General features: G+C 67.0%; 16 protein-coding genes. 3 read left to right on the top strand and 13 right to left on the bottom strand.

The annotated features are described in order from the left end of the window. The first annotated feature begins 42 nt into the window (after positions 1–42). Positions 43–597: a DUF6517 family protein gene (locus RJT37_RS13095; RefSeq protein WP_313685116.1), complete on the top strand. Its 555-nt coding sequence runs from the start codon at positions 43–45 to the stop codon at positions 595–597. Positions 598–629: 32 nt separating this feature from the next. Here RJT37_RS13095 and RJT37_RS13090 read toward each other — a convergent pair whose 3' ends face one another. From RJT37_RS13090 to RJT37_RS13075, 4 genes are all read right to left on the bottom strand, one after another. Further along, positions 630–1,364: a methyltransferase domain-containing protein gene (locus RJT37_RS13090; RefSeq protein ID WP_313685115.1), complete on the bottom strand. Its 735-nt coding sequence runs from the start codon at positions 1,362–1,364 to the stop codon at positions 630–632. Then, entirely contained in the window at positions 1,361–1,747 is a 387-nt protein-coding gene (locus RJT37_RS13085; RefSeq protein ID WP_313685114.1) for a nascent polypeptide-associated complex protein, read from the bottom strand. The genes RJT37_RS13090 and RJT37_RS13085 overlap by 4 nt, the downstream gene beginning before the upstream one ends. A 260-nt stretch (positions 1,748–2,007) precedes the next feature. Continuing rightward, a complete protein-coding gene (locus RJT37_RS13080) occupies positions 2,008–2,475 on the bottom strand; it encodes a pyridoxamine 5'-phosphate oxidase family protein (protein ID WP_313685113.1) in 468 nt (155 codons plus the stop codon). Between the two features lie 127 nt (positions 2,476–2,602). Beyond that, the gene (locus RJT37_RS13075) at positions 2,603–3,088 is read right to left on the bottom strand and encodes a universal stress protein (protein WP_313685112.1); all 486 of its coding nucleotides are present in this window, start codon (positions 3,086–3,088) and stop codon (positions 2,603–2,605) included. Between the two features lie 425 nt (positions 3,089–3,513). Between RJT37_RS13075 and RJT37_RS13070 the strand changes: the two genes are divergently transcribed. Then, positions 3,514–3,777, top strand: a complete 264-nt coding sequence (locus RJT37_RS13070; RefSeq protein WP_313685111.1) for a hypothetical protein — start codon at positions 3,514–3,516, stop codon at positions 3,775–3,777. Between the two features lie 72 nt (positions 3,778–3,849). Here RJT37_RS13070 and RJT37_RS13065 read toward each other — a convergent pair whose 3' ends face one another. Beyond that, positions 3,850–8,139: a HEAT repeat domain-containing protein gene (locus tag RJT37_RS13065; RefSeq protein ID WP_313685109.1), complete on the bottom strand. Its 4,290-nt coding sequence runs from the start codon at positions 8,137–8,139 to the stop codon at positions 3,850–3,852. Positions 8,140–8,251: 112 nt separating this feature from the next. Here RJT37_RS13065 and RJT37_RS13060 point away from each other — a divergent pair, with 112 nt between their 5' ends. Further along, positions 8,252–10,090, top strand: coding sequence for an ATP-binding protein (locus tag RJT37_RS13060; RefSeq protein WP_313685107.1), 1,839 nt, complete (start codon positions 8,252–8,254; stop codon positions 10,088–10,090). Positions 10,091–10,132: 42 nt separating this feature from the next. Here RJT37_RS13060 and RJT37_RS13055 read toward each other — a convergent pair whose 3' ends face one another. From RJT37_RS13055 to RJT37_RS13020, 8 genes are all read right to left on the bottom strand, one after another. Continuing rightward, on the bottom strand, positions 10,133–10,888 hold the full coding sequence (locus tag RJT37_RS13055; RefSeq protein WP_313685106.1) for a DICT sensory domain-containing protein: 756 nt from the start codon (positions 10,886–10,888) through the stop codon (positions 10,133–10,135). A 24-nt stretch (positions 10,889–10,912) separates the two neighbouring features. After that, positions 10,913–11,557, bottom strand: a complete 645-nt coding sequence (gene tpiA, locus RJT37_RS13050) for a triose-phosphate isomerase (protein WP_311173740.1) — start codon at positions 11,555–11,557, stop codon at positions 10,913–10,915. Positions 11,558–11,632: 75 nt separating this feature from the next. Continuing rightward, complete coding sequence (locus RJT37_RS13045; RefSeq protein WP_311173739.1) at positions 11,633–12,166, bottom strand: multiprotein bridging factor aMBF1; 534 nt, start codon at positions 12,164–12,166, stop codon at positions 11,633–11,635. 52 nt (positions 12,167–12,218) lie between these two features. Next, the gene (locus RJT37_RS13040) at positions 12,219–13,295 is read right to left on the bottom strand and encodes a S1C family serine protease (protein WP_313685104.1); all 1,077 of its coding nucleotides are present in this window, start codon (positions 13,293–13,295) and stop codon (positions 12,219–12,221) included. Between the two features lie 26 nt (positions 13,296–13,321). Further along, positions 13,322–13,516, bottom strand: coding sequence for a DUF8143 family protein (locus RJT37_RS13035; RefSeq protein WP_313685102.1), 195 nt, complete (start codon positions 13,514–13,516; stop codon positions 13,322–13,324). Continuing rightward, on the bottom strand, positions 13,516–13,731 hold the full coding sequence (locus tag RJT37_RS13030; RefSeq protein WP_311173736.1) for a zinc ribbon domain-containing protein: 216 nt from the start codon (positions 13,729–13,731) through the stop codon (positions 13,516–13,518). The genes RJT37_RS13035 and RJT37_RS13030 overlap by 1 nt, the downstream gene beginning before the upstream one ends. Positions 13,732–13,986: 255 nt before the next feature. Continuing rightward, positions 13,987–15,672, bottom strand: coding sequence for a hydantoinase B/oxoprolinase family protein (locus RJT37_RS13025; RefSeq protein WP_313685099.1), 1,686 nt, complete (start codon positions 15,670–15,672; stop codon positions 13,987–13,989). Next, on the bottom strand, positions 15,669–17,684 hold the full coding sequence (locus RJT37_RS13020; RefSeq protein WP_313685097.1) for a hydantoinase/oxoprolinase family protein: 2,016 nt from the start codon (positions 17,682–17,684) through the stop codon (positions 15,669–15,671). The genes RJT37_RS13025 and RJT37_RS13020 overlap by 4 nt, the downstream gene beginning before the upstream one ends. Positions 17,685–18,031 lie beyond the last annotated feature (347 nt).

Here is an 18,031-nt window from a genome sequence, read left to right as displayed (position 1 = left end):
TACGTCCGACAGTATAAGTCACGCGCGGGCGAACCCGCGAGCGTGGACGCCGACATAGACCCGCCGGAACTCGACGTCCCCGAGGGGTGGCGGCTCGTCTCCGAGGAGGTGACGACGCCGTTCGACGCCCGACTCGTGACCGCCCGGGCCCACACCCGTCTCTACGAGGACGTCCACCTCAGGGAGCGGCTCCGGGAGGTAACCGGGACCGAGACGACGTGGCGGTTCGTGTTCGCGAGTCGGCTCCGAATCAGCCCGAAATCCCCCGGTTCCCCGGCGCTCACGCGGCTTGTCTCGGACCGCGCGTCGGGGACATTTCTCACCGTGCTGGAGTCACGAGGGTTCTCAGAGATCGCACGCGCCGACACGCACCGGTTTGCCGTCGGGGACGTCGATGTCGATGCGACGCGGTACCGTGCGGAGGTGGCCGTCGGCGGGGAAAATCTGCCGGTGGAGGCGTACTTCGCAGCGTGGCCTGCGGGCGCCGAGTACCTCCTCGGCGGGGGCGCCTACCCGCTCTCACTCCCCGGGAACGAAACCTTCGATCCCGAACAGGGGCGCGAGGAACTGTTCGAGATGCTTCGCTCGATGGAGTGACTGGACGTTCCCCTATCGCTGCACCCTGGGAGTTACCGCTCTCTCCGCGCGAACGTGAGATAGCCGGTGTGGCCGACGCCTGCGGTCGACGGGCGGGAGCCGCGCTCGCCGAAGTCCATCTCCCGCTGGATGGTCTCGAACGTGTCGATATCGACGAGCCCCGCTTCCCGGGCGGCCTCGACTGCCTCGCGGCTGTGTTCGACGAACGGCGAGTAGACCGCGACGTGGCCGCCGTCTGCAAGCAGTGCGGGAGCGCGTCTGACGACGGCGGGTGCATCCCCCGTATCGAGAGTGATGGCGTCGAACGGCCCCTCCTCGACGACCTCGTCGAGCCGCGCTGTGAGGTCGCCGGTCCGGACGTCTACGCGGTCGTCGACGCCAGCGAGCCGCATATTCTCTCGGGCAACGTCCGCGAATTCGCCGTCGATCTCGTAGCTGACGACATCGGCGTGCATCCGGCCCAGGTATGCCGCGAGCACGCCGGTTCCGGTGCCGGCGTCCAGCACTCGGTCACCGGCAGCGATGCCGGTGTGACCGACCACGAGGCCGACGTCCCGGGGGAGCATCGGGGCGCCCGTCCGTTCGAAGTGGTTGAACAGGTCCGGCCCGCGCAGGCGCCTGACCACGAACGGCGTTCCCAGATGCGTCTCGATGACGTCGCCGGGTTCGACGTCCTCCGGAATCTCGAGGACGCCCAGATCCGTCTGCAGTTCATCACCCGGCGCGCGGAGGTACTCCCGGTCCTCGTGAACGAGCAGGTAGCTCACTCCAGGTCGGCGATGGCGTCCGCCAGTCGGCCGTCGTTGGCTTCGAGGGCTTCCCGTGCCGTGTCGGCGTCGACACCTGCCTGATTCGCGACGAGTTCGATGTCGTCGGCCGGGATTCCGTCGTCACCCTCCTCGATAGCGGGCGCGTCGTCGCTCTCGTCGCCGTCGTCGGTCTCCAGTTCGCGTGAGTCGGGGTCGCCGACGACCTGGTAGGTCTGCTGGCCCTGCGCGTCCATCCGGGTGACTTGCGCGTCCGAGAACACCAGCTCCTCGTCGGCCGTCCGGATGATGACCTCCTCTGCATCGAGTTCGTCGACGTCGATGCCCATCTGTTTCATCATCTGTTTCATCTTCCGCGGATTCATTCCGCCGCCACCAAACATAGTTGCCCGAATCGATGGCGGCCGACAGCAAAAGCGTGGCGAACGCCGCCGCTCGTCCCCGCTTTTCTTCTGGAAGAAATCGTCTCGATACTTCTCATACGGACTGCTGTCGTCTCTTGCCCCTGCTCACCGGTACTGGTTGTGATTAGCACCGGTAAACAGTCACAGCAGTCCGTCTCATAATGGTCACTCTCACTTTTTACCGCCGAGCGCCACCCCCGTTGACGGCGCTCGGCGGGAAGAGACGAGAGTAATCAGTATCAGGGGTCGTCGTCCGCGGCGGTCCGTTTGAGCCCCGTCGCCTCCTCGATGTCCATCTCGTACCCCACGACGGTCAGCCGACGCCCGCCAACCATCGAGAGGTCCGGCGACCACGCGTTGTCGTCCATCAGTTCCCCGAGTTGGCTCCACTCCTTCTGTGTCAACTCTCGGAGACTGCCAAAGGCGAGTACGCTCCGCCACTCGAACTGTGATTCGATGTCGTACACCGCCAGACACGCCCGTTCGGTCGCCTCACTGTAGGCGAGCTTCTCGCTTTCGTCGCCGAACTGCCAGTAGGCGAATACGGCACGACCCCGCTCGTATCCGAACGAGATCGGCACCGCATAGGCGTTGTTCCCGTCGGCCAGCGAGAGGACACCGGTCCCCTGATCCCGCAGAAATTCGTCGATTTCCGCGTCGGACATCCGGCCACCGCGGAATCCCTCGGGGAAAGTTTCCTCGGTCATAGACTCCCGTTCGTCGGGGTCCGTAAAGGACCTTGTTCTCTGACGGCGGCGACCGTCCCCACTCCGATCAGTAAACGGGAGGATCGTCCGACCGAGTACCGGCCTGCAGCCTCCCTGAGCGACGGACTTACCGGTGGACTGTGTCCTCGGCAGAGGGCAGCATCCACTGGAGGGATTCGGTCGGTCGTTTGTACACGACGGTGACCGGCTTGTCGACGAGCCGGACCACTTTGTCGGCGGTGCTTCCGAGCAACATCTCTTCGACTCCGCCGAGGCCGCGTGAACCGATCACAACCATATCGATGTCGTGATCCTCGACGTACGCCTGGATTTTCTTGTGTGCGATCCCCGTCTGGACAGCGGTCACACAGTCGACGCCCGCGTCAGCGGCCACCCCGGCGACCTCGTCGGTGATCTTTTCGCCGTACTCGATGTACTCCTCGCGTTTTTTATCCTGTTCTCCCGTGATCGGGACGATCTTCGCCTCGAACTCGTCGACGACGTGGAGCGCGTGAACGGTCGCGCCCAGTTGTTCGGCAAGGCGGATGCCTTCCTCGACGGCGTTGCCCGCCTGCTCGCTCCCATCCGTCGGGATCAGAATGCTGTCGTACATACAATCTGATACATCCACCAGCTAACCATTAAAGGTGTTGCCGAGTACCACATATCGGATCTGACGGCGTCTGCCGGATAAGGGTCGGGTTTCCTCGACCCACGCTCCCCGCGGTCGACCTGTTCAAAAGGCGGCGACCACGGAGGATCGACATCCGCTGATCCCCGCAGGCAGCAGATTCCTGGGCGGTACGTGTCGACGCCTCTGAGCGAACCCGGAGCCGACCGCCACCCGACCTGTGCCGATTGCCCCGCGTGTGGACAAAACTACACCGGGATTCCGTACACTATCGAAATCCGCCCGCTGGGACCGGCTTAACTCGGTTTATCCGGAATTACATCCGCATTAAAACGGCCAAATCCGGTCGCAATCCGGCTGCAGCACTGCACCCCCTTATCCCACCTCGGCCGATACGTCGAGTTGCAATGATCGAAGCAGACCCACTGACGATCGCACAGTTCGCACACGAAACCGCCGGGATGGCGCTGCAGGCCGGACCGCCCTCGGACCTGCCGGGAGCGGTGCCGGATTTCGTTGGCGGTATCCTCGATGAGATCGGCGCCTCCGCGGGCGAGGCGACGGACGGCCTCGGTGAAACCATCAGCGGCCTGACGCCGGGCGGGAGCGAAACGTCCGAGAGCGTTGGGTCGGCCGCGGGCGCTGCTGCGGAGAACGCCCCCGACCAGTAACTATCTCCTCTTTGCCCGGATAGCCCCGAGCTTCACCCCCGCTGACGCACGAGATCCTCCGGCCCGCCCACGCTATCCCTCTCCGGCCTCCGGGATCCGTTCTCGGAGCCGCTCCAGCGCAGCCGACGCTTCCGCTCGAACGCGCGGCTGTGATTCGTCGTCACTCGCCAGTGCCGCGATCGACGGTTCGTCCTCGACAGTGCCGATGAACCCCAGACAGCGACACGCTTCGGCCCGTACCACGGGATTCCGGTCGGAAAGCCCCTCCCGAACCCGCTCGCGAACCGGATACGAGACCGCAGCCAGCAGCCGCTCGACCGTCGCTGCGTCGTGAGCGGCCACAATCGTGGTCACACTCTCCAGTGCGTTCCGGCGGGCCCACAGATCCGACGCGGCGAAGGCATCTTCGAGGGCCTCGAGCGCCCGTATCGGACTCCCGTCGGGTCCGTTCGCTTCGCTCACTCCCCCGACGACTTCCCACTCGCTGGCGCTCGTGGGAATCCCATCGGTTTCGCCGAGTTTCCCGACGGCCAGGATGCTGCCTCGCCGCTCGAGGGAGTCACCCGCCTCCAGCAGCGTGAGGACTCGGCTTTCGATGTCGAACGTCTCGCGAACGTCCGCCGGCAACCGATCGAGAATCTCCGCGGCACGGCGGCGCACGTGCCCGTGTTCGTCGCCGAGCCCCGCGACAGCCACATCGACGACGGTCTCGTACTCCTCGATGCCCGCGCGTCCTGCGGCGAGTACGGCCTCGATCGCCCGATAGGCTTCGCTTCTGACTGCCCAGCTCCCGTCGTCCGCACAATCAAGCAGCGCCGGTAGCACGGTCGTTTCCAGCACTGTCGCGTCGTCGGGGCGACCCAGTTTTCCAACCGCTTCAGCGATCGAGAACGCGGCGTGCTGGCGAACGGCTGCTTCCGGGTCGGCGAGTTTCTCAGTCAGCGCACCGAGCACCGCCGCCGTGCGCGATGGATTCTCTCGTATCACCGGTCCGATCGCGTCGATTACGGCTTCCCTCCGTTCTCGCCGTGGCGCCGACACCGCGTAATCGACGACCGTATCCAGTTCTGTGAGAGGCGTCTCGGCTCGGTTGCGGATCGCCTCCCGGAGGTGATCCGGATAGTCTTGCGAGTAGAGACGGGCGAGAGTCTCACGCGTGTGCGGTTCGTCGGAGCGATCTGCAAGCTCCGTCTCGTACTCTCGCACTGCCTCCGGGTACTCCGCCGCGACCGCCGCGACAGCCGCCCGGATCGACCGTCGGCCGAGTTCCGACATCAGTCGGTCGAGTTCGCCGACGAGGGCCCCGGCATCTGCCGTAGCCAGGGATCCGAGTGCGGCGGCAGCGTCGTCCTGTGCCCGCCCGGAGTCCTCGTCCTGGAGGAAGCCCACGAGGCGTCGCGACGCGCCCGGAAGCGACGCGAGCGCCTCGGGTGGCGCATATTTCAGCACCGAGACAGCCGCCAGGCGAACGAAATCGACGGGATCCGTGAGTCGGCGGGTCAGCGCCTCGACCGCGTCGGTCAGGAGGTCCGGATCGACTGTTGCGAGCCGATCGAGCGCCCCGACGATGTGCGCCCTCGTCGTCGGGTCCTCGTCGTCCAGGCGGCCAGCCAGGGCCCCGATGTGCGGTCGGACCGCCTCCGGGGAAGTCGCCCCGACCACCCCCACCGAACGGATCGCCCACTGCCGGACGAGTGGTTCCTCGTCGTCGAGGTGTGCGCCCAACGCGTCGATCAGCGCGGCTGGGTCTGCTGTGGGCTCGTCCGCAGTCGCACCGACACCGTATGCTGCCATCGCCCGTTCCAGTGGGTCGGCGGAATCGAGCCAGTCGACGAACGCTGCCGGGAGATCGATCGCGAAGCCGTCGCCGTCCGTCACCTCGACGAGGAGTTCCCGGATCCGATCCCGGGTGCGTGCGTCCGCTTGGCGGGCGGCGACGACGCAACGCGCTAGAAACCGGTCCGGAGCCTGAGCCGCCATCTCCCTGCGTGTCGTCCGTGCTCGCTTCCGTCCAGTCGAGAGGTATTCGAAAACGTCTTCCAGACCCTCGTCGCTGTCGCTGCCGCCCTCGCCCCGGGGGGCGTCGAGTCGCTGCCCGGCCGTTTCTGCAGCGTTCCGAACTTCGAATCGCGGGTGTGCGGTGAACGGTTCGATCGCACTGCGAACCGTCCCGTCACCGACGCGTCCGAGCGCCCGCAACGACCACTCGGGAACGCGGCTGTTCCAGTCGTCGAGGGCCTCAATCAACTCCGGTACGTAGCTGCGAACCCACCGCGGATGGTCGGCTGCGATCACGGCGAAGGCCTCCGCGCCGTCCCACCGCACCCAGTCGTCGCCCGCTTCGAGTGCGAATCGACACAGCTCCATCGTGAGCGGCGCGACCCGCACGTCGGCGCTCCCGAGTTCGCCCAGTTCGTGGATCCACCAGTTGACGGCGAAGTGATCGTCGACGGCGCGGATCTCGTGCTCCAATTCCGTCGCAATTCGCAGCGCAAACAGCGGCCGAAGGCTCGCAAGCCGGACCACGGCGGGCGCCAGCGCCTTGGCCTCGTAGTCGCTGATCACCCGCTCGATCACCCGGTCGTCGACGGCCCCGACCGCCAACAGCGCGTCGAGCAGAAAGCCCGCATCCGGCTGTCGTCCCTCCCCGAGCAGTTGCCCTTCCAGCGAGGCGGCGAACGGACGGACCGCATCGGGATCGGCGGCCGCGACGGCGGCGAGCGCTCTCGGGAGATTGTGCGTCTCCGGCGTGTTCTCGTCGATCAACACGTCCACGAGTCGCCCGACGGACGGCGAAATCGAGGTGGGATACTCGTGGGCGACGACGACCAGGCCGTCGAGGAGGGCCTTCTGTCGGTCGGTCAGGTGGGCGTCACTCGAGTACGGGGTCGGCTCGTCGGGCGCATCGTCGGCTTGAAACGACTCGAAGGCGCCGACGAACCTGTCGACCAGCACCTCGACGACGGGTGCGGCTTCCAGCCGGCAGGCCGTTTCCGCGACCGTCTCGGCGTGGTCGGGATCGTCGAGATGGCCGATCAGGGCGGCGCGGACACCCGCCGTGTTCCCAGCGCGGGCGAGTGCCTCGAAGGCGTCTTCACGGACCAACCGCTCGTCGTCTCGCGTAGCCGATACGAGCGTCTTGCGGAGTTTCGGCGAAGGCTCCTCCCACCGCCCGAGGCGGTCGGCGATGGCGTCGATGGCCTCGCGTTGGACCGCTGCGGCATCCGCCCTCGCTCCCTCGGCGAGCGCCTGCTCGATCGACGCCTCCGCCGTCGACCCCGGGGCGATCCGGCCCAGCACCCGGAGTGAGGCCTTTCGTTCGTCGATTGGCTGCGTCGGCGCTGCCGCGGCCGTGAGGAGGTCGACCTTGTTCGGATCAATCGTCTCCGTCTCGGTGAGTCGCTGCAGCGCTTGCAGTAGCGCGACCCGCACGGATTCCGCGGCGGCGGTCGACAGCCGATCGAGGAGCCGTTCGATCGCCCGCTCCCTCCGATCACCGCGGTGGGCCGCGGCCCGCGCTACCGATGTCGCTGCCGCGGCGCCGACGCTCGGCGCCGACGCGTCGAGTGCCCTCGTGATGGTCTCGAAGAGGTCGGTATCGGCCCCGTTCCAGGGGACCCCGAACGGCGCGTCAGTCCACGTTTCCGTCCCGGCGATTCGTCCCAGCGCCGAAACCGCCGCGGATCGGAGTTGCTCGTCGTCTGCATCTACAAGGGCACTGATTTCAGGAACCGCTGATTCGACCATCTCCGGGGCGACGAGCCCCAGCTGCCCGAGCCGTTCGAGCGCCGCCTTTCGGTCGGCTGCGTCCCCGGAGAGGTCGTCTCGGAGCGCCCCCACTACTGGCTCGAACGCCGTCGGATCGGTCCTGTGTGCCCGCGCGATTGCCCAGCCCCGATGGGGTCGGACCGTTTGGCCCTCGTACTCGGGATCGGTGAGGATCTCTAACTCCCCCGCGAGGAACTCCGGGTTGCGCTGCCCCATCGTTATCAGGAACGCCTCGATAGCCCACTCGTCGAATCCGAGCTCTTCGGCGGCCCCGAGGAGATCCGAAATCGTCCCGGCCGACGCCGGATCGATCCGTGCCAGATCGAGTGCGAGCACCACCCCCGTCTGTCGATAGACGGCGTCCTGCCGCTCCAGCCCGTCGAGCACCCACGTCGAGACCTGTGGCAGGATCTCCGCGACGACCTCGGGGTGTTCGCGGGCGATTTCCCGGGTCGCGTCGGCGGCGACTGCGCGGAAGGCTTCCCCGTTCACGATCTGCTCTACCAGCGCCGTCGCCGTCTCCGTGGCCTGGTCGCTGCTGTCGTCGTCTATACAGGCCCGCTTGCGGTGGACAATCTCGTCGGGGGTGAGCATCGAAACCCTCTCGGATCGGGGAGTCTCGCTACGTGTTCTTAAATTGACGGCCGGCAGGGACCCGACTGTCAGGGGGAAGGAACTATGCCGCGCGAGGGAGACGAGTCGATAGATGACCGAGGACACGGAGACCATCGCCGTCGCGAACGTCAGCGAGGGGCCGGGCGGCGACGGCGACCAGGAGCCGGGAACGGGGGTCGAACTGCCGGTTGTCGACATCCTGACCGGGCGGGGGTTCATTACGGGGAAGTCGGGGTCGGGGAAGTCGAACACGGCGTCGGTGATCATCGAGAATCTGCTCGAGAAGAACTTCCCCGTGCTCATCGTCGACACCGACGGCGAGTACTACGGCCTCAAAGAGCAGTTCGAGCTCCTCCACGCGGGCGCTGACGACGAGTGCGACATCGTCGTCAACCCCGAACACGCCGAGAAACTTGCTTCGCTGGCGCTCGACAGCAACGTTCCGATCATCCTCGACGTCTCGGGCTACATCGACGAGGACGAGGCGCAGGAGCTCCTGCTCGCGGTCGCACGGAACCTCTTTGCGAAAGAGAAGAAGCTCAAGAAGCCGTTTCTGATGCTCATCGAGGAGTGTCACGAGTACATCCCGGAAGGCGGCGGGATGACGGAGGCGGGCAAGATGCTCATCAAGATCGGCAAGCGGGGCCGGAAACACGGGCTGGGGATCGTCGGTATCTCACAGCGCCCCGCCGACGTGAAGAAGGACTTCATCACGCAGTGCGACTGGCTCGTCTGGCACCGGCTGACCTGGAATAACGACACGAAGGTCGTCGGTCGGATCCTCGGCTCGGAGTACGCGAACGCGATCGAAGATATGGGCGACGGCGAAGCCTTCCTCGTCACCGACTGGTCTGCCTCACTCCGGCGAGTCCAGTTTCACAAAAAGCAGACCTTCGACGCGGGCGCGACGCCCGGTCTCGATGACTTCGAGCGCCCGGACCTGAAATCCGTCGACGGCGATCTCGTCTCGGAGTTAGAGGAGATATCCGCGGAGAAGGCCCGTCGCGAGAGCGAGATCGCGGATCTCAAACAGGAGCTCGAAAAGAAGGAGGCGCGGATCCGGGAACTCGAACGCGAACTGGAGGAGGCGCGGGATCTCTCGCAGATGGCCGATCAGTTCGCACAGGCGATGTTCCAGACCGCAGAGGCGCCGTACCGCGGCGGGAGCGGCCGGAACCTCGCCCGCTCCGGAGACGGGCAGGCCGCCCTGGATCAGTACGACGACATCGACGCAGACGTCGCCGACGCGGCCGACACCGCCCCTGCCGACACGGATGCAGTCGACCCCGAGGACGCGGAGTCGACGTCGGACGACGAGACGTCGTCTGTCGACGAATCGGACGTCGTCACCGCCGCCGCGGCCGGCGCGTATCCCGGCCTCGACGTCGAGAACGGTTTCGGCACCGACAGCGGGAGCGGTCCGAACGGCGGCGACGTCCCCCCGGAGCGCGCCCACGAGGAAACGGCGGATCTGACCGGGCGTGCGGACGTCATCAAGCGACTGCGCGGGGTCGTGACGTCGCTCCCGCCGGCGGCACAGCGGATGCTCGCGTTCTATCGACAGGTCGACGCCTGCGATCCCGTCGATGCCCACGTCGCCGCGGGTGAGGTCGGCGACAAACAACTCGCGTACAGCCGGAATCGGGCCCTCCGCCGGGCCGGCTTCGTCGAACACGTGGGTCGCGGCCGGTACGCGTACGCGCTCCCGGAACTGGTCCGCGAGGAGTTCGCCGACCGCCTCGACGAAGCGGAGCTTCGGGACGTCGTCGCGGCCGTCGAGGACGCGTTCCGGCCGGACAGCGGGGACGAATCCAGTGCGGACGGTGACGACGCTGCGATGTCTGGGGCCAAAGGTGACGATGCAAGCGACTCTGGCTCCGACGACGCCACTGCGGAGTCGGACCCCGGAACCGAGACTGCCGACGACTAGCGGCGTCGGTTCCCTCGGCTCGGCTGTCGGTCTTCCGCCCTGCTACAGCTCCTGTTCGACGTAGTCGTTGATGTCTTTCACCAGCGACTTCCGGTAGGTCCAGAAGCCGGTCCACTCGTTTGGACCATCTTCGAGAGCGAGGAGGGCTACGTGCCCCTCTCCGCCTTCCGGCGGCGTGTAGACGACGAACCACGATTCAAGGAAATCCTCCTCGTATCCGATGTGGGCGGTGATGGTGGACGCCGGCGACGGCTCCCAGCCGGGCGCCCCGTAAACGTGGACGTCGACCGGGGAGTCGTCGAGTCGCCGGTAAACTTGCTGTGTTCCGATCTCGTCCTGAATCCGGTCCAGCGACTGGAAGGACGTCCTGAGCGTTCCAGCTCCCTGTTCCCACGCGGTCCGCTCGATGTATCGCGAGACTAGAATCAAAAGCAGCTTTTCGGTGTGTGACTCCGGGTATCCACGGAGGAAGAAGGGCACATCGTGGAGTTCGTCCAGCGCGGCCGGGAGTGTCACTTCGTCCAGTTCCCGCGAGCCAGTGATAAAGAGATCCGAGTTGACCATCAGGATCGAATCCTGCAGCTCCGAAAGCGGCGATCTGGCGACGACCGTATCGTCTTCGACCACCAGCACCTGATCGTCGGCCTCGCGAGCCAGATCGACCTCCTCGACGCTGATCGGCTGGTTCTCGAACATCTTCTCTAACATCCGCTGGAGCGGCTCAGGCGCCTTGCGGTTCAGGATGACGAGCGATCGATCCGGCGGATCGACCTCGTCGAGGAATTTTCTGAGGGTCATCGGTCGAATCTCGGCGACTGGGGACTACAGCGGTTCGACGAGCGATTCCAGCGCGGCGCGCGGGTCCTCGGCCTTGGCGACGCCGGAGGCGAGCAGGATCCCCGACGCGCCGAGGTCGCCCGCAGTCACGACATCGTCGCCCGAGGAGATGCCTGCGCCGCAGAAGACCTCGACCGAGTCGTCGACAGCGGCTGCTGCGGCGACCGCGTCTTCGACGATGCCGGGGTCGGCCGTCGCGACCGAGACGTCGCCGCCGATGAGTTCCGGCGGCTCGACCGCGACGCTGTCGGGGCCGAGGGCGGCGACTGCGCCGATCTGCGCCGGGTTGTTCGCGCAGACGCACGTCTCCAGGCCGGCACGTTCGGCCGCGCGGACGGAGCCGTCGATGTCCGCGAGTTTCAGGCGCTTCTCGGAGTGGTTGATCAGTGTTCCCTCCGCCCCGGCCTCGGCGACCGCTTCCGCCAGCGTGCTGCCGGTGTGGCTGCCGTAGTCGTTCGGGTCGACGTGCTGTGCCCACGTCTCGACGCCGGTCTCGGCGACCCGCGCGAGGTCTGCGGCCTGCGGTGCGACGGCGATTCGAACGTCTGCCGCCTCGGCGACGTCGCGGGCAGCCGTCGCTACTTCGATCGGATCACACGGGTACGCTTTGAGATTTACTACGATGAACATAGTGACGTGTGCGTGCCAAGGGAGGAAATAGGTTGCTCATCGGGGGGCGTCGATGCCGTCGGCTGGCGATCCGAATCAGTCTTTTCGCTTGACGACGTCGCCGAGCGTCGTGGTCGTCGAGGAGCCGCCGGACCATTCGTTGTCCTCGCCGTCGCTTCCTTCGACCAGCGATATCTCCAGTTTCCGTTCGAGCTTCTTCCGGACGTCGTCGGAGGGGAGGATGTCGCCGCGTTCGAGCTTGCGGATCAGGCTCGCCTTCTCGTTGAGCGAGTCCGCGAGATCCTCCTGGCTCAGGTCGCGCCCTTCGCGAGCCTCGCGGATCTTTTGGTCGTAGTCGGCAGCGATCTCGTCCATATCGTCGAACATATCGCGCCGCCTGGTCGAGCCGCCGGAGGAGCCCCCCGACCCTGCGCCCGAGGAGCCGCCCGAACTCGACGAGGAATCGCCGGAACTCGACGTCGAATACTTCGTCGACGCCGAGGAACTCGACTCAGTGCGGACCTCGGTGCCGAACTCCTTGCAATCCTCGCACAGTTCGAGTTCGGCCCCTTCGACCTTGACCGTCGTGAGGGACGACTGCTGGCTGCCGCACATCTCGCACTGGGGCATACTCGCCCGTAATCGAGGGGACGGTATAAAGGACACGCCGGTGGTGCGACCGCTACGCCGACGGTCGCGTGCCGAGTTCCAGATCGAGCGTCACCGTCGATCCGTCCCGGCGAACTGAAAACGTCACTTCCTCGCCCGGTCTCGTGTTCAGCGCGAGATAACTTCCCAGATCCTCGGTGGTACGGAGCGGCTCACCGTCGATTTCGAGGAGAACGTCGCCGCCGACACGGACGCTGGTTCCGTCGACGAGTCGGTCCTCGGTGCCGCCCCGGAGGATCCCCTCCGCCGGGCCGTCATCGAGGATTTGCGTGACAAGCAGGCCCCGCGCCTCGCTCATCTCGATCGCCTCCGCGATGGCCGGCGTCACGGGACGGATTCTGACGCCGACGAAGGAGTGGTCGTACTCCCCATCCTCGATGAGTCGCGGGACGACCCGGCTGGCCAGCGCGGCGGAGATGCCGAACGCGATGTTCTCCCCGCCGCCGGAGTTGATGACCGCGACCACCTCCCCGTCGAGCGACACCAGCGGGCCGCCGCTGTTGCCGGGGTTGACCGCCGCGTCGGTTTGGATCGCGTCCGGGATCCGCGAACCCGTCGGGGCCGGAATCGAGCGGTCGACGCCGCTGACGATCCCGGCGGTGACCGTTCCGCCGAGGTCGAACGGGTTGCCGATGGCGACGACTTCCTGCCCGACGGTCGGCGGCCGCTCGGCGAACGACAGCGGACCGGCCTCCGGGACGGGGTCGTCGACGTCGATCACCGCGAGGTCGCTGTGGGGGTCGGTGCCGACGACCTCGCCCGTGCTCCATCGCCCCTCGCTGTATCTGATCTCAACGGTCGAGGCGTCGTCGACGACGTGGGCGTTCGTGACCACGTACGGCCGCCGCGGGACGAATCCGGTTCCCTGGCCGCTGTCCGCACGGACCAACACGACCGAATCGACGGTCTGGCGATATACTCGCGTGTACGGACTCGTCGCCGTCGCTGTCGATGTCTGCGTGTCATCAGACGTCGTGGCAGGGTCGGTGCCGGCGGTCGGCGCTTGCGTGCTGCAGCCCGCCAGCGCGGCAAGGCCCAGGCCGCCGGCGAGTTCGAGCACGCGTCGCCGCGTCGGAGTCGGATCGCCCATCCTTGCCGACGGTTCGGTTGGCGGCCTTATCCGTGCTCCGCATCGGAGCCGTCACGTCGGTCTTCGTCCGCGTCCGGCGTATCCCGCCGCGCCGACTGCTCGGCCGCACGCCGATCCATCGTCTCCCGCGCGTCGTGTTCGCTCCGGACGAGCGCATAGAGGACCAACGGAGCGAGAACGGCGATCAGGACGAACACGACGACGAACGCGCCGGCGGCCATCACCCCAGGAAGACGTCGACGATGTCGCTCGTCCCGGAGGTGGTGTCGCGGTACAGTTCCGAGTAGCCGCAGTTCGTACACGAGACCACTTTGAAACTGTTCGTCTGGATGTCGAACATCTTCGAGAGGCCGCCGCCGGTGGTCGAGATCTTCCCGACGTCGGTCTCTGTGTGACCGCACTTCGGACAGCCGCGATCGTCGCTATCGGGGACCATATCAGCAAGCAATCCAGTGACCGATATCAGTTTTCTGCTCGTCACCTGGCGTATATTTATATACGAAACCGCGGCCATCGACCCCGTGAGGTAAGCCACGCCCCGCGTCGGGCAGCGGGTGTTCGGCACGTCGACGCGGGGAGGGGTGAATGCGGGACTTCCCTGCTCGAACACGTAGGTCGACGGCGATACTCGGGCCGAATGAGCTCCCGCACTCACCGCTTTCGTGCCGACTGCAAGCCCCTCGACCGATGGTCACCGTTTCCCGTCGCGTCGGTCGGCCTCACGGGCCTCTGAATCACGGTCCGCCGGTGGGCCGTGGCCGCCGCCGCCCGGCGTGCGAATCGTGACCGTCGTCCCGGCGTCGACGTCGACGGTCGTCTTCGCGGCGACCGGGTCGCCGTCGATCCGGTTCTCGCCGGTCGCGCCGTCTTCGCCGCCGTCGATCCCCCGCGGGCGAGTGCGGCGGCGCTCGGTGAGAAGCGACACCGACGCGTCGCAGTCGACGGTCAGCGCGCGATCGAGGCCGAGGCCGCCGCGGTGTTCCCCCTCGCCGCCGGTCCCCGGCCGGAGCGCGTACCGCTCGACGGTCAGCGGGTACTCGGCTTCCAGCACCTCGACCGGCGTGTTCAGGGTGTTCGTCATCCCGACCTGCGCCCCGTCGATGCCGTCGGTGGCGGCCGTGGCGCCGCCGCCGCCGCCGATGGTCTCGTAGTAGGTGAACTCGTCCGTCCGGGACCCGATGATCAGGTTGTTCATCGTCCCCTGCCCGCCGGCCGGTGCGCGCTCGGGCACCGCCTCGGCGAGCGCCGCGAACACGACGTCCGTGACGCGCTGGCTCGTCTCCACGTTGCCGCCGACCACCGCCGCCGGCGGCTCGGGGTTCAGGAGCGACCCGGACGGCGCCGAGACCGACACGGGATCGTAACACCCCTGATTCGGCGGGATCTCCGGGTCCGTGAGACACCGGACGACGAAGTAGACCGCGCTCTTCGCGACCGCCAGGGGTGCGTTGAGGTTCCCCGCGACCTGTTTGGCCGTCCCCGTGAAGTCGACGTCGAGGTCGGTCCCGTCGACGGTGACGGTCACCTCGATCGGGATGTCGTCGTCAGCGACGCCGTCGCCTTCGAGCACGTCGCGGGCGGCGTATACCCCGTCCGGGACGGTTTCGAGTTCGGCCTCGATCCGGTCTCTGGAGTAGTCGATGATCGCGTCGAACGCTTCCAGGACTGTCCGGCCCCACTGCTCGAACAGGTCGCCGAGGCGTTCCTCGGCCCGGTCGTGGGCGGCGAGCTGGGCCCGGACGTCCGCCCGCCGCTCGTCCGGCGTCCGGACGTTCGCCAGCAGCAGCGAGAACACGTCCTCGACAAGTTCGCCGTCGCGGACGATCCGGACGCCCGGTATGCGAAGGCCTTCTTCGTAAATCTCCCGGGCGCCGGCGGGCATACTCCCCGGCGTCGAGCCGCCGACGTCGGCGTGGTGGGCACGCGAGACCGCGTAGCCGACGATTTCGTCTCCGCAGTCGGGGCCATCGCCGACTCCGTCTGCGGTCTCGGGAGAGAGTGGCGACACGAGGGTGATGTCCGGGAGATGCGTCCCGCCCGCGAAGGGATCGTTCAGCGCCCAGACGTCGCCCGGTTCCGGGTCCCGCTGCCTGACCGCCTCGACCGCTTCCGGCATCGCGCCGAGATGGACCGGGATGTGTTCCGCCTGCGCGATCATCCGCCCGTCAGCGTCGAAGACCGCGGTCGAACAGTCCTGACGCTCCTTGATGTTCGGCGAGTACGCGCCGCGGATCAGGACCTGCCCCATCTCCTCGGCGATCCCTTCGAGTTGGTTCCGGAGGATCTCCAGGGTCACCGCGTCGACGGCGTCCGTGACTTCGCTTTCGCTTCCACCACTCCGGCGGTCGGCTTTGTCTTCGTCACTATCGCGCGTCATTGGTCTCCCTCCACCAGCAGGAGCGACCCGTCGGGGCGGACGGTCGCCTCCCACGCGGGGGGGACGACGACGGTGCTCTCCGTGCCCTCGATCACGGCGGGGCCGCCGATCGTCCGACCGGCTGCGAGGCCCGGGCGGTCGTACACGGGGGTCTCGTAGCGAGCACCGTCCTCGAACCGCGCCTCCCGCGTTCCGGGGTGACTGTCACCGCTCGCCGCCGAGGCGACCGCCGGTCCCTTCCGGGGGACCGACGCGGAAACGCGAAGGTTCACGAGATCGACCGCGTCGTCCATCCGGTAGCCGTACGTCGACTCGTGGGTTTCGTGGAACCGATCCGCAACGGCGGTCGGATCGAAACTGTCTCCCACATCCACCGTCAGTTCGAAGCTCTGCCCGGTGTAGCGGAGGTCGGCCTGTCGCCGTACCCGCGCGGCTGCAGGGTTTCGGACGTCCGCCAGGACCGCCGACTCCAGTTCCGCGTAGTACTCGTCGATACGTCCGGGTTCGGCGTCGTCGAGCGCGACCCGATGGGTCCGAACCGCGTCGTGTTTCTCGTCGGCCGCGAGCAGTCCGTAGGCCGACAGCACCCCGCAGGCACGGGGGACGACGACCGTTCCGATTCCGAGGTCGGCAGCGAGTGCTCCGGCGTGCATCGGCCCTGCACCGCCGAAGGCGACCAGACCGAACTCGCGGGGGTCGTGCCCCCGTTCGACCGTCACGCTCCGGATCGCCCGGGCCATATTCGCGTTCGCGACGCGGTAGACGCCGCGGGCGGCCGCCACTGGTCCGTCGAGGCCCGCTTCCGCCGCCAGTTCCGCGAGCGCGTCGTGGGCGGCGGCGACGTCCAGTGAGAGTTCGCCGCCGAGTTCGGTGCGCTCGCCGATGTACCCGAGCACGAGGTTCGCGTCGGTCACTGTGGGTTCGGTCCCGCCCATCCCGTAACAAGCTGGTCCCGGATCAGCCCCTGCGGACCGCGGGCCGACGCGCAGCGCGCCGCCGCTGTCGACCCACGCGATCGACCCGCCGCCCGCGCCCACCGTCGTCACGTCGACCATCGGCGTGCGGACCGGCTGGCCGGCCAGTTCCGCGTCGGTCGTCCGTTCGGCCTCGCCGTCCCGAACGAGGCTCACGTCGCTCGAGGTGCCGCCCATATCGAAGGTCACCAGCCCTCGAAGGTCACGCTCTTTAGGCAGGTCGGCGGCGCTTTCGCTCGCGCCCACGACTCCCGCTGCCGGCCCGGACATCGTCGTCGTCACCGCGTGCTCGCGGACGGTGTCGATGGCTGCGATACCGCCGTTGGCCTGCATTACGAGCGGTTTCGGGAGGCCGGCCTCCGCCGCGCGTTCTGAGAGTCGCCCGAGGTAGCTGTCGATCTTCGGGGTGACGTACGCGTCGACGACGGTGGTCGAGGTCCGCTCGTACTCCCGGAACTCCGCGAGCACCTCGTGGGAGGCCGACACCGACACGTCGAGTTCGGATCCCAGGATCTCTGCGACCCGCCGTTCGTTCTCGGCATCGGCGTAGGCGTGAAGCAAAGAGACCGCAACGCTCTCGGCGTCGCACTCGCGGATCTCCGCGGCGACCTCACGAACGGCGTCCTCGTCGACGGTCTCTGTCACCCCCTCGGGCGTCGCCCGCTCTCCGATCTCGAATCGGCGGCGACGCGGAACCAGCGGTTCCGGGCGCGTGGCGTCGAGATCGTAGAGGTCCGGCCGATCCTGTCGGCCGATTTCGAGAACGTCCCGAAACCCCGCTGTGGTGACGAGCGCGGTCTTCGCCCCGGACCGTTCGAGCAGGGCGTTGACCGAGACCGTCATCGCGTGGGTGAACTCATCCACGTCTGCCGGGTCGATCTCTGCCGATTTGCATGCCTTCCGGACTCCGTTCATCACGCCGACGCTTTGATCGTCGGTGCTCGGGACCTTCGCGGTCACGAGTCCATCGTCGGTCGCGAGCACCACGTCGGTGAATGTGCCGCCGACGTCGGCGCCGAGTCTGACCTCGCCTGTCATCGGTCAGATCACCCGGGATTCTGCCGTGGATGTCCCCGTTCCTGCTCCGAGGCGAACGATCGCTGCAGGAACGACGGGCTGTGACTGGTTAGTGACGTCAACTCGCATCCTGATATCTGTCGAGAAAACGCTTCACAACTAATAATGATTATCCTCGACGGCGGAGTGAGCCTGATCGCGGTTCGACCGAGGATAGGTGCGATGAATCGATGCTTAGAGCCCGCGTAGTTGGTTGAGGGACGCAACTGTCTTCGACGCGATCCTGGCCCAGTGGCCCACACTGGTGTGGGCTGACATTGCTGAGCGCGTGGGACCCGTCCCCGACCCGAAACAGGGCGATCTGCTCG

Origin of the sequence: Halobellus marinus, from assembly GCF_032113415.1 — an archaeon.
Classification (GTDB): domain Archaea; phylum Halobacteriota; class Halobacteria; order Halobacteriales; family Haloferacaceae; genus Haloquadratum; species Haloquadratum marinus.
The sequence above is the reverse complement of the archived record's forward strand: the minus strand, read 5'-3'. Positions and strand labels throughout refer to the sequence as shown.

Excerpts from the sequence above, each read along its gene's own strand:
- RJT37_RS13055 (WP_313685106.1), bottom strand. The coding sequence starts at position 10,888 with ATGACCCTCAGAAAATTCCTCGACGAGGTCGATCCGCCGGATCGATCG.
- RJT37_RS13065 (WP_313685109.1), bottom strand. The coding sequence starts at position 8,139 with ATGCTCACCCCCGACGAGATTGTCCACCGCAAGCGGGCCTGTATAGAC.
- RJT37_RS13070 (WP_313685111.1), top strand. The coding sequence starts at position 3,514 with ATGATCGAAGCAGACCCACTGACGATCGCACAGTTCGCACACGAAACC.
- RJT37_RS13025 (WP_313685099.1), bottom strand. The coding sequence starts at position 15,672 with ATGACGCGCGATAGTGACGAAGACAAAGCCGACCGCCGGAGTGGTGGA.
- RJT37_RS13085 (WP_313685114.1), bottom strand. The coding sequence starts at position 1,747 with ATGTTTGGTGGCGGCGGAATGAATCCGCGGAAGATGAAACAGATGATG.
- tpiA (WP_311173740.1), bottom strand. The coding sequence starts at position 11,557 with ATGTTCATCGTAGTAAATCTCAAAGCGTACCCGTGTGATCCGATCGAA.
- RJT37_RS13040 (WP_313685104.1), bottom strand. The coding sequence starts at position 13,295 with ATGGGCGATCCGACTCCGACGCGGCGACGCGTGCTCGAACTCGCCGGC.
- RJT37_RS13060 (WP_313685107.1), top strand. The coding sequence starts at position 8,252 with ATGACCGAGGACACGGAGACCATCGCCGTCGCGAACGTCAGCGAGGGG.
- RJT37_RS13075 (WP_313685112.1), bottom strand. The coding sequence starts at position 3,088 with ATGTACGACAGCATTCTGATCCCGACGGATGGGAGCGAGCAGGCGGGC.
- RJT37_RS13045 (WP_311173739.1), bottom strand. The coding sequence starts at position 12,166 with ATGCCCCAGTGCGAGATGTGCGGCAGCCAGCAGTCGTCCCTCACGACG.
- RJT37_RS13080 (WP_313685113.1), bottom strand. The coding sequence starts at position 2,475 with ATGACCGAGGAAACTTTCCCCGAGGGATTCCGCGGTGGCCGGATGTCC.
- RJT37_RS13030 (WP_311173736.1), bottom strand. The coding sequence starts at position 13,731 with ATGGTCCCCGATAGCGACGATCGCGGCTGTCCGAAGTGCGGTCACACA.
- RJT37_RS13020 (WP_313685097.1), bottom strand. The coding sequence starts at position 17,684 with ATGACAGGCGAGGTCAGACTCGGCGCCGACGTCGGCGGCACATTCACC.
- RJT37_RS13035 (WP_313685102.1), bottom strand. The coding sequence starts at position 13,516 with ATGGCCGCCGGCGCGTTCGTCGTCGTGTTCGTCCTGATCGCCGTTCTC.